This window comes from Brevibacillus fluminis (genome assembly GCF_052072235.1).
GTDB lineage: Bacteria > Bacillota > Bacilli > Brevibacillales > Brevibacillaceae > Brevibacillus_D > Brevibacillus_D fluminis_A.
In genome coordinates, this window is sequence record NZ_CM125436.1 from 4,245,162 (window position 1) to 4,258,895 (window position 13,734).

A 13,734-nucleotide genomic window follows, 5' to 3' on the forward strand; every position below is an offset into this window, starting at 1 on the left:
CATTGTTCTGACCTGAAAATCTTTATTGACGCGGCATCGTTTCCCACCTTATGATAAAAGGGCTTACTCTTTTGATAATCATTATCAATCTCAAATGCGTTGTGAGGAGGTCTTCCTTTGTATTACCGCTGCTTGCTCATCTTCCTGCTGCTCATCGTACAGCCTGTTACGGCTTTTGCTTATTCCTATGGCGATCCGAACAAGGAAGAAGTAGCTGAAACGTATAAAGAAATCGCTGCTAAATTGGAAAAGAGCCCGGAGGACTGGGCTGGCGCGCTCTCGGCGTACAATGCGCGCAAAGCGGAAATCGTCCTCGAATTCGGCCAATCCCTCTCGGATACGATCGAATCCAACTTGAAGAGCAAGCAAAAAGACCTCGCGTTACATAATTACCGGGTTGTTTTGGTAAAAAACGTTGAACGCCGCTTGAAATCGGTCGACGAGGAATTCAACGATTATGCGAAAGCGAAGCTGATGCTCGCCAAAGGTCGCGGCACATTTGTCGTGCTCGAGCCATTCGTCGGAGAGGCCGGGTCGAAAAAGGTGTACGCCGCCTTCGACAAAGCGTTGACAGCGCTTGGCAATCCGGGCTTGTTCGGCGTTGGCGTCGTGGCGCCTGACAAACAGTTGTTCCAGACGGAAAAAAACGTGGTGATGAGCACGCTCGCTCCACTCGCGTCAATAAAAGCAGGCGCGGCTGCCGCGAAGCAAGAGCCGGCGAAAACAGCTGCTGCACAGCCAGCGACGCCTGCCCAGCAGCCTGCAGCCGCCAAACCGGCACAGCCAGCGGCTACTCCGCAGCAAGCGACCAAACCGGTTGATGCAAGTGCACAACCAGCAGCCAAACAGCCTGTGGCGACGGCTGGGCAAAATCCGGCGGCACCGACCGAGACCCCTGCTGCGGCTATAACCACCGCTCCCGCTGCACCTGCGGACACGCAAACGACGCCTGAACAACCCGCACAACCTGCATCAGGTAGCGCGAACAATGCGACCGGTGCGACCGCAGAATCCGCAACGGCACCAACCGCACCACCGGAGGCTCCTGCTGAATCCAAGGTGAATCCGGCGGTTACCGTCGGCGTGATCGGCGGCATCCTGGTCCTTGCCGGCGGTGCGTTCTGGATTGGAAAACGCAAAGGGCTGCTCTAGGTTTTTAATCTATTTAGAAACAATAGGCGCGGACCTCTTCGTGGCAAGAGGTCTCCTTGCCTGTTTTGGAGGGATTCCAAGTGGATTTGCAAGCGTTTTTAATTACGCTGCGCGAAGCGTTCGAGGCTTTGCTCATCATCGGCATCATCATCAGCTATCTCAACCGTGTCAACGCCTCCAAATGGAACAAATGGGTCTGGACCGGGGCGGGCCTGGCGCTTGTCACAAGCTTCGCCGTCGCTTTGCTCTTCCAGGTGGTGCTGACCGGCTTTGCGACGATGGCAAGCCAAAACTTCATGCGGATCGGCATGCTGTTTGCCTCAGCCTTCCTGTTGACACATATGGCTGTCTGGATGAATTCGCAGCAAAAAGACATTCGCGGTGACATGCAGCAAAAGCTGAACAAGATTTTGACGGCTGGCAGCGCGGCCAATTTGATCGTCCACACCTTTCTCGTCACACTGCGCGAAGCGGTTGAGACCGTCTTCTTTTTTGCAGCGATCAGCGGCGGCGACATCCAGCGGGCGCTCACAAGCTGGGGGGCAATCGCCGGGCTGGTTCTCGCCTGCATCCTGTCTTACGTATTTTTCAACAGCAGCAAGCGCATCTCGCTGCGCAAATTTTTCACCATCACCAAAGCCATGATCTTGATCATTGCGGCAGGCTTGTTCTCCCAAGGGGTCGGCTCTCTGCAAGACCAAGGCATCATCGGCAGCGTATACAAAACGTCTGCGGGCGAAATCGGCGAATTGTACAACGTGGCAGCGATCTTGCCGGAGCATCCCGTCGATGAGGAACACTATATCCGCGATACCGGCAAACACCCGCTGATCAGCGGCGAGGTCGGAATTTTCCTCAAAGCGATGCTGGGCTACACGCACAACCCATCGGTGGAAGAGTTTTGCTCGTATTGGCTCTACTACCTCGTCATCTTCTTCCTGATGCGGTATAGAGCGGTCTCCACCACAAGGAAAAAGCTGTCCCCTGTCGTGAATCCGCCTGCGATGGAATAGAAGGGACAAAAACGTCGAGATGTTTTTTACGAAAATAAGCCGTGGTGAAAACCGCGGCTTTCGTGTTCTGTCAGGTTTGCGTTTTCATTTTTTTGCAAAGGAGAGGCATCATGCGGCACATTCGTTCTACTCTCATCTCCGTCGATTACGCGCTATTGCTGCTCGTATCCATCGCCCTGTTTTTCGTTCGCCTGCATGTTGCCGGACCGTATGCGGAAAACTGGGATGCCGTCGATTTCACGCTGGCTTTGCATCGCTACGATATTTTTGAGATGCAGCCCCATTTCCCCGGCTATCCGCTCTATATATTGCTTGCGGGAGCGCTCCTTCCGCTTTCGGGCGATCCGGTTCTCGCGCTTTCGTGGACGTCCGCTGCGGCGGGCAGTCTGGCGCTGTTTCCGTTTTTTGCGCTGGCCCGCCGCTTCGTCCCGACCCGCTGGGGTGCGTGGCTTGCGGTACTGCTGTTCGCTGCCAGCCCGCTTTTGTCTTTGACCTTTGTGCAGCCGATGTCGGAGGGGCTTGGTTTGGCCGGTGTTTTGCTGCTGGAAGCGTATTTGCTTACCGCCCTGTGCCAACCGAATCGCAATCTGCTTGGGCTCACCTCTATCGGTGCGCTGTTGTTCGGGCTTTTGCTCGGGATACGCATTTCGTATTTTCCCGTCGGGGTTCTCCTGTTTTTGCCGCTCGCCCTTATGTATCGGGAGAAAAAATCGATGCCAGGCTTTTTCCTTCAGCTTTTTATCACAGGCTGCCTGTTTCTGGCGGGGCTCGCCGCGTGGCTGTTGCCGACTGCCGCTACGGAAGGGGGGCTGCTGCCCTTCCTCTCCCTTGGCGTTGCGTTTACATCCGGTCATTTTACCGACTGGGGCGGGACGGAGTTTTCCAGCCATCTGGGCTGGTGGCATATCGCCGCGATTTGGCTGTGGGACCGGCTGGTTGTCAACGGATTGCTCGGGCTTGCCCAGCTGCCGCTTTCATTCGCTCGGCGTGTACCTGCGCTCCTGCTGGCAGCCCTTCAGCTCCTGTTCTTGACGATCAGCCTGCTCCCGCGCGCTTGGCGCGGGCAGGGCGGCCGGATGCTGCTCGCCTTTTTGCTGTTGGCGGTGCTCCCGTATCTCGCGTGGATTCTGCTTGGGCAAAACAGCGAAAAAGCGCGCCATCTGCTGCCGATTCTGCCCTGGGTGCTGCTGTTGGCTGCGCGCGGCTTTGTCCAGATGAGCGGATGGATCACAGGCAGGCGGATTGCGCAAGTGTGGCTTCCCGCCTTGATCGCCCTGCTGCTAATCGTACCCCTTGCGCTAAGGCAAGCCGAGGTGCTGCACGCCCATCTCGCCCCGCCTCCAGCCAAACAGCTGGTGGATTTTGTCAAAGCTCGCTATCCCGCCCAAGGGACGCTCACCTACACATGGGAGGAACAGCGGCTGTTCGACTATTACGCGCCGGATTATGCGACCGAGCGGCTGCAAAGCTATCCGTATTTTGTTCAGTCCGTGCTGCTGCGCAGTCCTACCGTGTCGCGGATTTTGCTGACCAATGCGGTGGTCGACGGGTTTGGGCCGGATTTCCCCCTGCGTGCCAACGTGCGTGAAGTAGCGCGGTTTGCAGCCGATCCGTTTCTTTACCCGACCTATCATACGGTCATTTTGTATGAGCTGCCGGCGGAAGCGATTGCGGAGATAAAGGCTGGGAAATAGGAAAAAAGCAAATAAAGCTTACTTCCCGACCACTTTTTGCAGCTGCTCGAAAAGCTGCCTGGTCTTCTGCGGTTCTTTCTCATTATAGAAAACATAGCCGTCGCCTAGCTTGATTTGAATGTAAGGGGGGTTGTTTTTGAAAATGTACAATCTCGATTTGCCCAGCCCTTGCAGCCGGAAGTGGCCCCGCGCGTACGTATCCGTAGCCTCTCCGTTGGTCTTGATACCGGAGGGCACGCTGTCAACCAGCGCCACGTGCTCGACGTCAGCGAGACTGACATCGAAAGAATACATCGGGTACGCGATGGCGAGCTTGTGATCCGGCGTGACGGACAAGACCGGTGACGTCAATTCCGAGCGGATCAGCATGAAGGAAACGCCGATGACGACCACGGCGGCTAAGCCGACGGAGCCCCACGCAATGATTTTGCCTGCCCATGTCGCCGTGTTGACGGTTTCGCCGAATCCGACCCGCTTGGTCACGAACACGCTTTTGTCATGTGGATTATGGTAGGTGAAGCCGTTTGCCCAATACTCGTCGTCATCCGTATAGATGACTTTCCCGTCGTGTGCCAGCACGTCCTGCTCCAGCGCCTGGACGTGGCGGTACGCGTAATACAGAATCCCGATTGGCACCGCCGTAAACAGCAGGATCACCGTGAGCCATACACCGTTTGCATCCGCGTTGTCATTGACAGCGAGCAAATACATAAGCAAAAAGTGAATGGACTCGACGATCGCGATCAAAAGCAACGCATAAGAAAACGTCCTGCGTCTCGCCTGATTCAGCACCAGATTCACTTCGCTGTTCATGCTGTACACTCTCGCCTTCGACTTGCGCATGTAGAGCCAGATGAAAAAGAGCATGGCGGTCAGGACAAAGCCGCCTGAGGTGACGCCCGCAAGCTCCATATCTTCGCGCACAGCCCACAGCATCGTGCCGATCGAGATCGCAAACGGTATCGTGAACAGCCACAGTGAAGCTGTGCGTTGATTTTTCAGCTGTGCGACACGCAGATCGCTGTAGACAACTCCTTTCTTGCCAACATACCATTCATTCTCGCGCTTTAAGGCGAGCGTCTCGCGAAAAGCGCGGCGAAACGGAATCACCATGACGATGAAGAACGCAAAAAGCCAAACGAAAAAATAAATCGTCTGATACGCCATCCTGGATTGGAGCGCAATGAATGGTACAAGCATGACGACCATCCAGATGCTCGCCTGGTTGAGCCGCTTGCGAAATTGCGCGCGAATGTGCTCAATTTGCGCATGATCCACGGCATGTGCAGGCAAGGTGACGGCAAACAGCATCCCGTTGCGATATGTCGCCTGCGGTTTATAGGTGGCAATCATCGCCGTGTAGCAAATGAGAGCGATCACAAGCAAGACAATCGTGAACATCGAATATCACCTCATATCAAAAGATTAGGCGTGCCGATACGTCATTTTGGCGAAAATTTGGGAGCAAAGAGCGTGAAACCCGGATTGGTCGATGCCTTGAATCGTCGCTTGTGCGATGAGAAGCTCCAGCTGCTCCGCCAGTTGCGGAGAAGGCGTCGGATTGTCCTCTCCGGGCGGACTTACCTTGGCACCGTGCCGTCGGTCAATGACGATGTAGCCTTGCTGCTTTAAAAGGGTATATGCCTTGTTGACCGTCATCGTGTTGATCCCCAGCTCTTCGGCCAATTGGCGTACGGTGGGCAGCTTCTCATTGGCCGCCAGCTCCCCTGTGGCAATCCCGATAACGATCTGGTTGCGGAGCTGCTCATACAGCGGCGTATCGCTTTCCAACTGCAATGAAATAATCATGTGTGCGAATCACTCCCCTGCAAATCGTGTGCGCCATTAAGTATTACTTATTGTAATACAAATAATACTTTCGGTCGAGTTCAAAAAAATCGTCTGCTGCACTGGTCCGAGTGCGAGACGGAAACAAAAACAGCCCAGGGGAGTCCCCTAAGCTGTCTGTATCTTCTTCCGTTCTGCAAAAAAGGCCCCAAGCTGTGACGCGACATCGCCACCGCTGATGACGACCGCCTCGATGCCCGGTCCGTAACCTACGCCTGCTCCAACCAGATAAAGCCCTTCGATCGGCGCTTTGAACGTCGGGAACGGACTCGCTTCGCCATCCAGCCGTTTGCTGTTGTAGACCGAGCCTTCATGCGTTCTCATGTAATGCGCGACGGTCCGCGGCGTGGCGACTTCCGTAAAGAGAATCGAATCGGCGGCTTGCGGGTCGATTTCACGAAGCAGCTCGCGGCATACGCGGTCGACCTCCGCTTTGACCGCAGCGTACTCTTTTTCCGTCATGGCCTGGAAGCGGCTCGCCTCCGCTTTGGTCAGCATGTTGATGTGCAACGTGCCCTTTCCTTTCGGCGCCAGCGTCGAATCGAGCGCGGAGGCGGAATGGATGCCGAAGCCTTCGATTCGCTGGTCGATGCTTGCCAAATGAATCGGTTTGGGCAGCGAATAATGAATCAAATGGCTGGTCGCAAATTCGCAATCGATCGCTGCCGTCCAGATCAACAGCGAGGTGGACGGTTCGAGCCGCCGCACTTTTTCCTGGTAGGAGAGCGGCAATTTGTCCAGTCCGACCAGCTTTTCATACGTGACGCGCGGATCGACGTTGGAAATGACGACAGGGGCGTAATAAACGCCTTTTTTGGTGACGACCCCATGGACTTGGTTGTCGGCAACGATGATGGATTGCACCAATTGGGACAAAAGCGCTTCGCCGCCGTATTCCCGCAGTTTTTCCACCAGCTTCATGGCCAACTCGCCACCGCCGCCCTGCGGACGAAAACCGCCGATCAAAAAGTAGCCCATCAGCGCGATCATGGTACCGGCAGGTGTCTCTTCCCCCGCATCGCCGACATAGCCCGTCAGCATGGACATTTGTGCACGCAGCGCGGGCTCACGGACGAATCCATCCAGAAATTCCTTCCACGTGCTGGTACTCCACCGCAAAAATTCCGGATACATTTCCGCAAAGCGGGTCATTTCTTCCATCGATTCCGGCTTGCGCGGGCAAAGGCGATCCGGTGCGAATACGGAGTACATGCCGTCATAGCACGCTTTGATCTCCGTAAACATCGCCTCGATGCCTGTACGTTCATGCGGAAACTCCGCGATGAGCTGGTCCCGCCACGCCCAGTAGTCGTTCGGGATGATTTTCGTCTGATTCCCGTCGCGGTACTCGTACGTGTTTTTCAGCCACGTGATCGCGCCTTCCAGGCCATGCCGCTTCAGCAAATGATTGACCGGCCCTTGCTCGCCCAATCCGCTGATCGACTCGACGCCAGCTTCGAATTTGAAGCCCCCTTTGCGCGTATATGTCGAGCACGCTCCGCCAAACAAATAATGCTGCTCGAGCACCAGCACTTTTGACCCGAGCGCCGCCAGCTCCACTGCGGCGGTCAGCCCGCCGATTCCGGAACCGACCACGATCACGTCATAATGGTACGGTTCGGCAGGAGGGGCATCTGCAATGGCTGGGTTCCAATTGAGTTCTTGTGGCTGCATTGTTTTCATCCTTTCGGCAAATTGGCGCTGCATGCGCGGCGGCAATACGGAATTGGCGATCAGTCCCGGGATCATCCAGATATAGGTCAGCACCGTCCCGGCGACGCCAGAGAGAATCGCGAATTGTGTCAGGCAAGCAAACAGCGCCGAAAGCGTAAAGGAAACGCTCCAGATTACGGTCAGCCGCCGATTGATGGAAGTAAACAGCGGGTGTGTCCAGACAGCCTGCGGCGTCGTTTCCTTGGCATATTGAATCGTGAACAAATCGCCGACAAACAAGGAAAGCGTCGTGGTGACGGCCAAAATCACGTACGTTGTGACCAGTCCGTACTCCAGTATGTTGGTATTCGGATCAAATAGCGTGACGATGGTCGCGATGACAAAATAAGCCGCATTGATGATCGTCAACGTTTTCAGCGAGCGGGTCTTCGCCTGGCTGTACAGCATCCACCCGACAATCAACAGAGCGATTCCCAACCCCACGATTTGCGGCGGAATGAAAAAGGCGGCGATCAGCGGGATAAAATCGCGAAAAATCGACCAGAGCGTGCGCATGTCTTCTCTCCTTGTTTTTTCCAAGATGTTTTCTATGTCGAGTATACAGTACCGACCGTCGGTTTGTAAATGGTTGACAAACCGACGGTCTGGATGTAGTATGAGGGCAATCTTTCCGTATTAGAAAACCTGGCTGCGCTATGCTTTTGGCTTAAGCCGCAGTTGCACTTATACTGGATAAGAATTTTATAAATTCTTATCTGTACTAGAAAGGAATCACGCGATGCAACAGATAAGTTCCAATCCAACCTTTCAATTGCTGCTTCAGACAACGGAGCAAACCGTTCAGGAATTGGGCTGCAAAAAGACGACGCTGCAGGAAATCATCAACCGCACCGGCCTGTCCAAAGGGGCCATTTACCATTACGTCAAAAGCAAAAACGAGCTGTTTGGGCTTGTTTTGCAGCACCGTTCGGAACAGCTGAACGAATCGTTCGACGAAGCGGTCGCGCGGGCGTCCGGACCTGACCTCGCCTCTCCGCTCAAAGTGCTGATCGACAATATGGGCCGCTTTCTCCTTGACGAGCAGGAAGTGAACAACAAGATCTTTTTTTACCTGATCAGCCAGCAGGAGAACCCCGAGGTGAAGCAAATTTTGAGCCGGCTTCACGACCGGTCGATCGCGATGTCCGTCCGCTGGATTCAGATCGGACAGCAGCACGGTGCCATCCCCCCCGAGCTGGATGCGGAAAAAACGGCAAAGCTGCTGCGTATCTACATCAACGGATTGCGGCTGGATCGCCTTGTCGCAGCATCCCCGGAAAAACCAGATTTGCAAGCGCTCTTCACCATGTTCTATGACACGCTGAAATATTAGTAAAACCTAGCGACGCCATGCTTTTGGCGGAGCTGCGGTTGCACTTATACTGGATAAGAATTTGTAAATTCTTATCTGTATTAGTAAAACCTGGCGACGCCATGCTTTTGGCGGGGCCACGGTTGCGCTTATCTGTGCGAAAAAGCCTGGGCATCCAATGCCACAGGCTCTTCCCGCTATCGACGTTAGCTTTTGAATTCCACGGTGTACAAATCGTGCCGTCTGTCCTGGATCAACGGCACAGACCCGCTGACGCGCACGTCCTCGATCAGCTTCAGGTCAATTTCCCCCACGATAATCATATCTTGATGCTCGATTCCTTCCGCGACCACCCCGCCGATCGGGAAGTGGGTATCGCATGGCGAAAATACGCCCGCCCATGCCGTACTGTTTTCCATGTTGACCACATTGCTCATTTCGCCGAGCGTTCCCGTTTCGACGACATAGAGCTGATTTTCGATCGCTCTCGCCTGTGCGCAGCGGCGGACGCGGTACATGCCCTGCTTCTGCTCTGTGCTCGACGGGCAAAAGATGATCGTCGCGCCCTGCTGCATGACTTGCCGCGACAGCTCGGGAAACTCGATGTCATAGCACGTAAGGATCGCGATTTTGGTGTATTCGGTTTCGAACACTTTCAATTCCTGGCCTGCCGCAAGCTGCCACGGATGCTTCTCGCTTGGGGTCAAATGAATTTTGTCCTGGAACGCGTACGTACCGTCGGGGTAGAACAAGTATGCACGGTTGACGTAATCGCCCTGTTCGTTTTTCGTCACATGCGAACCGCCGATGATATGCATCCCATGCTTTTTGCTCAAACCGCCAAACAGGTCCACATACAGCCCGGTATAGCTGTCCAGCTCCCGGATCGCCTCGTATGGCTCTTTTTTCGCGATCGACAAAAGCTGTGCACTGCTCAGTTCAGGAAACAGCAAAAATTGCGGTTGATGCAGGGCAGCCAGCTCCACGTATTGCGTTACCTGCTCCACAAATTGCGATGGATGTTCAATATTTTTGAATGCGTATTGGACAGCTGCTACCTTCACTTTCATCGCTACTACCTCCTCACGATTATTGGCCGCGAACCTCTTTCCACACACGGTCCATCTCTTTCAATTTCGGTCCCAAGTCTGCGAACCACTCGGCTTTTTTCAGACTGTCTTCCGGCGGATACGACGCAGGGTTGTTTTTCTCCGCATCGCTCATCAGCTTGACGGCTTCCTTGTTCGGATTGCTGTACGGATACACATCGGTCAAGCGCTTGCTGACATCAGGGCGCAAAATGTAGTTGATGAACACCTCTGCCGTATATTTGTTTTTGGCCCCGGTCGGGATCGCCAAATTGTCCATCCACAGTGTCCCGCCCTCTTGCGGCATGACGTAGTTAAGGTTTTTGTTGGTCTTCATCGCTTTGGCCGCTTCGCCGGAGTATACGGCTGCGATCCAGGCGTCCCCGACCGCAAGCACGTCAGACGGCGTGCTGTTGTAGGCCAGGACGTTCGGCGCCAGAGCGATGAGGTCGTTTTTCGCCGCTTCCAGATCAGCAGGCTCCGTCGAGTTCATGCTCTTCCCGTTTTTTTGCAGGGCGACGAGCAGCGCTTCGCGGCCCACTTCCGAAATGATGACATGCCCTTTGTACTTGGGATTCCACAAGTCTTTCCAGCCTGTCGGATTATCCGCCTTGGTTTTGTCATAAGCGAGCCCGATGCTGCCGTAGTACATCGGCACCGAGTATTTGTTGCCCGGATCAAAGGATCGCTCGTGGAACACATCGGCGATATTGGCAAAATTCGGGATGTTTTTCATATCCAGCTCTTGCAGCATGTTTTGCTTTGCCATCCGTTCGACGATGTAATCGGTCGGCACGACCAGATCGTAATCGACGGCCCCGCTTTTCAGCTTGGTCAACATCTCCCCATTGGACGTGTACTTGTCATAAATGACTTTGACACCCGTTTCATTCGTGAAATCGTCCAGCACCTCTTGCGGAAAATATTCGCCCCACGCGAACAGCTTCAGCTCTTTCGCCAGCTCCTGCTTGGGTGCTTCTGCAGATGGCTGCGCGCTCTGCCCCGTATTGGCAGCTGCCGGAGCGGCATTGTTCGGCTGCGCGGCATTACCGCAGCCCGCGGTTACCAAGAGTGACGTTAAAAGCAGTCCCCAAAGCGCCTGTTTTTTTCTCAATGAAAACACCCCTGTCTTTTTTTTATGAGTCAACCCTGCCCTGCAAGCTTCCGTCAGAGCGCTTGTTTGCCTGCGGAGAACCGGGTAAACACGAGGATGAAAAAAATGACCAAAACCGTCAGCACGATAGAGACGGCTGCGCCCAGCTGCCAGTTCATGTTGACCATGAAATCGTCGCGGATGACGTTGCCGATCATCATCGTTTTGGCGCCGCCGAGCAGATCGGGAACGACAAAGATGCCGAGCGCCGGTATGAACGTCAACAGGCAGCCCGCCAAGATCCCCGGCATGGTCAGCGGCACGGTGACGCGGAAGAATGCCGTCATCGGCTTGGCCCCGAGATCTTCGGCCGCTTCCAGATAGGTGTGCTCCAGTTTTTCAATCGAGGTGAACAGCGGAAGCACCATGAACGGCAGGAAGCCGTAGATCAAGCCGATGATTACCGCAAACGGGGTGTAGATCATTTTGATCGGCTCTGCGATCACCCCGAGCATCTGGAGAAACGAATTGATCACGCCGTCGTTTTTTAACAAAATCGTCCACGAGTACGTGCGAATCAGCAAATTGGTCCAAAACGGGATTATCACAAGAAAGAGCAGCGCATTTTTCCACTTTTTCGTATGGGCCAGATAATAGGCGAACGGGTAGCCGACGATGAGACAGGACGCGGTCACCAGAAACGCCCAAAACACCGAGCGGGCAAAAATTTTAAAGTAGAGTGAATCGAACGCCTCGGCGTACGAATCGGTGCTGAATTGGTACACGATGCCGCCATAGCCGTCGTTGGTCGTAAAGCTGATGAAAGCGATCAGAACGATCGGGATCACCATAAACAGAATCAGCCACAAGAGGCTCGGCGTCAGCATGAGCAAGGCCAGTTTTTTCGTGCGGTTCATTCGTTCCCCTCCTCACTTGGCTTTGATGGAGCCGCGCCATTTTTCCGCCACGAATACGAGCAGGACCGTCAGCAGGATCAACACGGTGGACAAGGCGTTAACCTCCGGCGTGACGCCTGTTTTGACCATGGAGTAAATGAGGATCGGCAGCGTATTGATGCCCGGGCCTGTCGTAAAAAACGTCATGACGAACTCGTCGAGCGAGATCGTAAACGTCAGCAAGGCGCCGGCGAAAATGCTCGGAGCGATCAACGGCAGCGTCACGCGCCAAAACGTCACCCAGTTGTTGGCGCCGAGGTCCATCGCCGCTTCTTCCAACGTCTTGTCGAACCCTTGCAGCCGGGCAAGCACGATCAGCGTGACAAAAGAGATGGTCATAACCACATGCCCGACCGTAATCGTCCCGATGCCCAGCGTGATTTTGGACCAGGCGAACATGGCCAGGAGCGCGACTGCGACGATGATCGGCGGGATCACGATCGGAATGTAAAACAGCGTGTCGATGATCTTCTTCCCTGGTATCTTGTGTCGGTGTAGCACGAGCGCCGCCATGGTGCCGACGACCGAGGAGAAAACCGTGGTCAGACAGGCGATCAGGATGCTGTTTTGGGCCGCGTCAAAAATGGCGCCATTGCCGAACATTTTGTGATACCAGCGGAGCGTGAACCCTTGCCAAACCGTGATGATCTCGGAATCATTGAAAGAATAGACAATGAGGACGGCAATCGGAATGTACAAAAACAGATAAACCAGAATCGAGTACGCCTGCAAAATCTTCCTCGTCTTCGCGCGCATCAGGACGTGACCGCCTCCTCTTGCAGCACAACCGCATCGGCTGTCTGCCAGCGGATGTAAAGCTCATCTCCTTCGACTGCCGGAAGCAGCTGATCGGTTTTTTCCAAGGAAAGCAGCTCCTGCCCGTCCGGCAGCTTCACCACGGTCTTCACATGAATGCCGGTATAAATCCGCTCCAGGAGCCGCACGCGATGCTGAGTCAAATTCGGGTCATCCTCCCTTGCAAGCGAAAGGGTCGTTTTTTCCGGACGGACAGCGATCGTCACCCCGTTTTCCGTCAGCATGTTGCTCTCGCCGATGAAATCCGCCACAAAGCGGGTCGCAGGCCGATCATAAATCTCGGCGGGAGTGCCGATCTGCTCGATTCGCCCTTTGTTCATGACGGCGACTCGATTGGACATCGTCAGCGCTTCTTCCTGGTCATGCGTCACGAAAATAAACGTGATGCCGAGCTGCTTTTGCAAATGCTTCAGCTCCACCTGCATCTGTTTGCGCAGCTTCTGGTCCAATGCGCCAAGCGGCTCGTCGAGCAAAAGCACCTTGGGGTTGTTGATGATCGCCCGCGCGATGGCGATGCGCTGCTTTTGGCCGCCGCTCAGCTGATCGGGTTTGCGGTTTGCGAACGATTCGAGCTGAACCAGCTTCAATGCGTCACGGACACTGCTGTCGATTTGCGCCTTCGCGACTTTTTTGACGCGCAGGCCGAATGCGACGTTCTCATAAATGCTCAGATGCGGAAACAGCGCATAGTTTTGGAAAACCGTATTGACGTTTCTGGCATAGGCTGGCTTGTCTTGAACGGATTCGCCATCCAGCCATATTTCGCCTGAGCTTTCCTTTTCAAAGCCGGCGATCATGCGCAAGGTCGTCGTCTTTCCGCAGCCGCTCGGACCGAGCAGCGTAATGAACTCGCCGCTCGCAATCGCAAGCGAGAGATCATGGACCACCGTCGTTTGGTCGTAGCGCTTGACGATGTTGCGCAGCTCAACCATGGTCTTCGTAGCCATTCGGCTCCCCCCTGTTCAATCAGTCGATGGTGTGAACGATGCCAGACTTATTCGGTAATGGGCTTGTGATCAAATGAATTGCAACGATTATGCCAATTCTTT

Annotated in this window: 12 protein-coding genes; 4 read left to right on the plus strand and 8 right to left on the minus strand. The window is 54.6% G+C overall.

Annotation, left to right across the window (positions count from 1 at the left end; genetic code table 11):
- Positions 1–117: 117 nt before the first annotated feature.
- The 3 genes from ACTID9_RS21040 to ACTID9_RS21050 all read left to right on the plus strand — a co-directional run bounded on the left by ACTID9_RS21040 (position 118) and on the right by ACTID9_RS21050 (position 3,859).
- Positions 118–1,152 carry a hypothetical protein gene (locus ACTID9_RS21040; protein ID WP_441066829.1) on the plus strand — a complete coding sequence of 345 codons (1,035 nt, stop codon included), beginning with the start codon at positions 118–120 and terminating at the stop codon, positions 1,150–1,152.
- A gap of 80 nt (positions 1,153–1,232) precedes the next feature.
- Positions 1,233–2,165, plus strand: coding sequence for an FTR1 family iron permease (locus ACTID9_RS21045; RefSeq protein ID WP_441066830.1), 933 nt, complete (start codon positions 1,233–1,235; stop codon positions 2,163–2,165).
- Positions 2,166–2,275: 110 nt separating this feature from the next.
- Complete coding sequence (locus tag ACTID9_RS21050) at positions 2,276–3,859, plus strand: hypothetical protein (protein ID WP_441066831.1); 1,584 nt, start codon at positions 2,276–2,278, stop codon at positions 3,857–3,859.
- Positions 3,860–3,877: 18 nt separating this feature from the next.
- Here ACTID9_RS21050 and ACTID9_RS21055 read toward each other — a convergent pair whose 3' ends face one another.
- The 3 genes from ACTID9_RS21055 to ACTID9_RS21065 form a co-directional block, all read right to left on the minus strand.
- Complete coding sequence (locus ACTID9_RS21055; RefSeq protein WP_441066832.1) at positions 3,878–5,260, minus strand: DUF5808 domain-containing protein; 1,383 nt, start codon at positions 5,258–5,260, stop codon at positions 3,878–3,880.
- Positions 5,261–5,284: 24 nt separating this feature from the next.
- Positions 5,285–5,668 (minus strand): GntR family transcriptional regulator, encoded by a 384-nt coding sequence (locus tag ACTID9_RS21060; RefSeq protein WP_441066833.1) that lies wholly within the window; start codon positions 5,666–5,668, stop codon positions 5,285–5,287.
- A gap of 147 nt (positions 5,669–5,815) precedes the next feature.
- Positions 5,816–7,936, minus strand: a complete 2,121-nt coding sequence (locus tag ACTID9_RS21065) for a phytoene desaturase family protein (RefSeq protein ID WP_441066834.1) — start codon at positions 7,934–7,936, stop codon at positions 5,816–5,818.
- Between the two features lie 223 nt (positions 7,937–8,159).
- On the opposite strand from ACTID9_RS21065, the gene ACTID9_RS21070 reads away from it, so the two are divergent.
- Positions 8,160–8,753, plus strand: coding sequence for a TetR/AcrR family transcriptional regulator (locus ACTID9_RS21070; RefSeq protein WP_441066835.1), 594 nt, complete (start codon positions 8,160–8,162; stop codon positions 8,751–8,753).
- A 185-nt stretch (positions 8,754–8,938) separates the two neighbouring features.
- On the opposite strand, the gene ACTID9_RS21075 is transcribed toward ACTID9_RS21070, so the two are convergent.
- From ACTID9_RS21075 to ACTID9_RS21095, 5 genes are read right to left on the minus strand one after another with little or no spacing between them, the layout of a single operon-like run.
- A complete protein-coding gene (locus tag ACTID9_RS21075) occupies positions 8,939–9,802 on the minus strand; it encodes a carbon-nitrogen hydrolase family protein (RefSeq protein ID WP_441066836.1) in 864 nt (287 codons plus the stop codon).
- A 19-nt stretch (positions 9,803–9,821) separates the two neighbouring features.
- Positions 9,822–10,934, minus strand: coding sequence for an ABC transporter substrate-binding protein (locus tag ACTID9_RS21080; RefSeq protein ID WP_441066837.1), 1,113 nt, complete (start codon positions 10,932–10,934; stop codon positions 9,822–9,824).
- Between the two features lie 53 nt (positions 10,935–10,987).
- Positions 10,988–11,830, minus strand: coding sequence for an ABC transporter permease (locus ACTID9_RS21085; RefSeq protein WP_441066838.1), 843 nt, complete (start codon positions 11,828–11,830; stop codon positions 10,988–10,990).
- Between the two features lie 12 nt (positions 11,831–11,842).
- Positions 11,843–12,625 (minus strand): ABC transporter permease, encoded by a 783-nt coding sequence (locus ACTID9_RS21090; protein WP_441066839.1) that lies wholly within the window; start codon positions 12,623–12,625, stop codon positions 11,843–11,845.
- Positions 12,625–13,632, minus strand: coding sequence for an ABC transporter ATP-binding protein (locus ACTID9_RS21095; protein WP_441066840.1), 1,008 nt, complete (start codon positions 13,630–13,632; stop codon positions 12,625–12,627). The genes ACTID9_RS21090 and ACTID9_RS21095 overlap by 1 nt, the downstream gene beginning before the upstream one ends.
- Positions 13,633–13,734 lie beyond the last annotated feature (102 nt).

Bases quoted from the DNA above. Each gene is read 5' to 3' on its own strand.
- ACTID9_RS21095 (WP_441066840.1), bottom strand. From the start codon at position 13,632: ATGGCTACGAAGACCATGGTTGAGCTGCGCAACATCGTCAAGCGCTAC.
- ACTID9_RS21055 (WP_441066832.1), bottom strand. From the start codon at position 5,260: ATGTTCACGATTGTCTTGCTTGTGATCGCTCTCATTTGCTACACGGCG.
- ACTID9_RS21085 (WP_441066838.1), bottom strand. From the start codon at position 11,830: ATGAACCGCACGAAAAAACTGGCCTTGCTCATGCTGACGCCGAGCCTC.
- ACTID9_RS21050 (WP_441066831.1), top strand. From the start codon at position 2,276: ATGCGGCACATTCGTTCTACTCTCATCTCCGTCGATTACGCGCTATTG.
- ACTID9_RS21065 (WP_441066834.1), bottom strand. From the start codon at position 7,936: ATGCGCACGCTCTGGTCGATTTTTCGCGATTTTATCCCGCTGATCGCC.
- ACTID9_RS21075 (WP_441066836.1), bottom strand. From the start codon at position 9,802: ATGAAAGTGAAGGTAGCAGCTGTCCAATACGCATTCAAAAATATTGAA.
- ACTID9_RS21090 (WP_441066839.1), bottom strand. From the start codon at position 12,625: ATGCGCGCGAAGACGAGGAAGATTTTGCAGGCGTACTCGATTCTGGTT.
- ACTID9_RS21070 (WP_441066835.1), top strand. From the start codon at position 8,160: ATGCAACAGATAAGTTCCAATCCAACCTTTCAATTGCTGCTTCAGACA.
- ACTID9_RS21060 (WP_441066833.1), bottom strand. From the start codon at position 5,668: ATGATTATTTCATTGCAGTTGGAAAGCGATACGCCGCTGTATGAGCAG.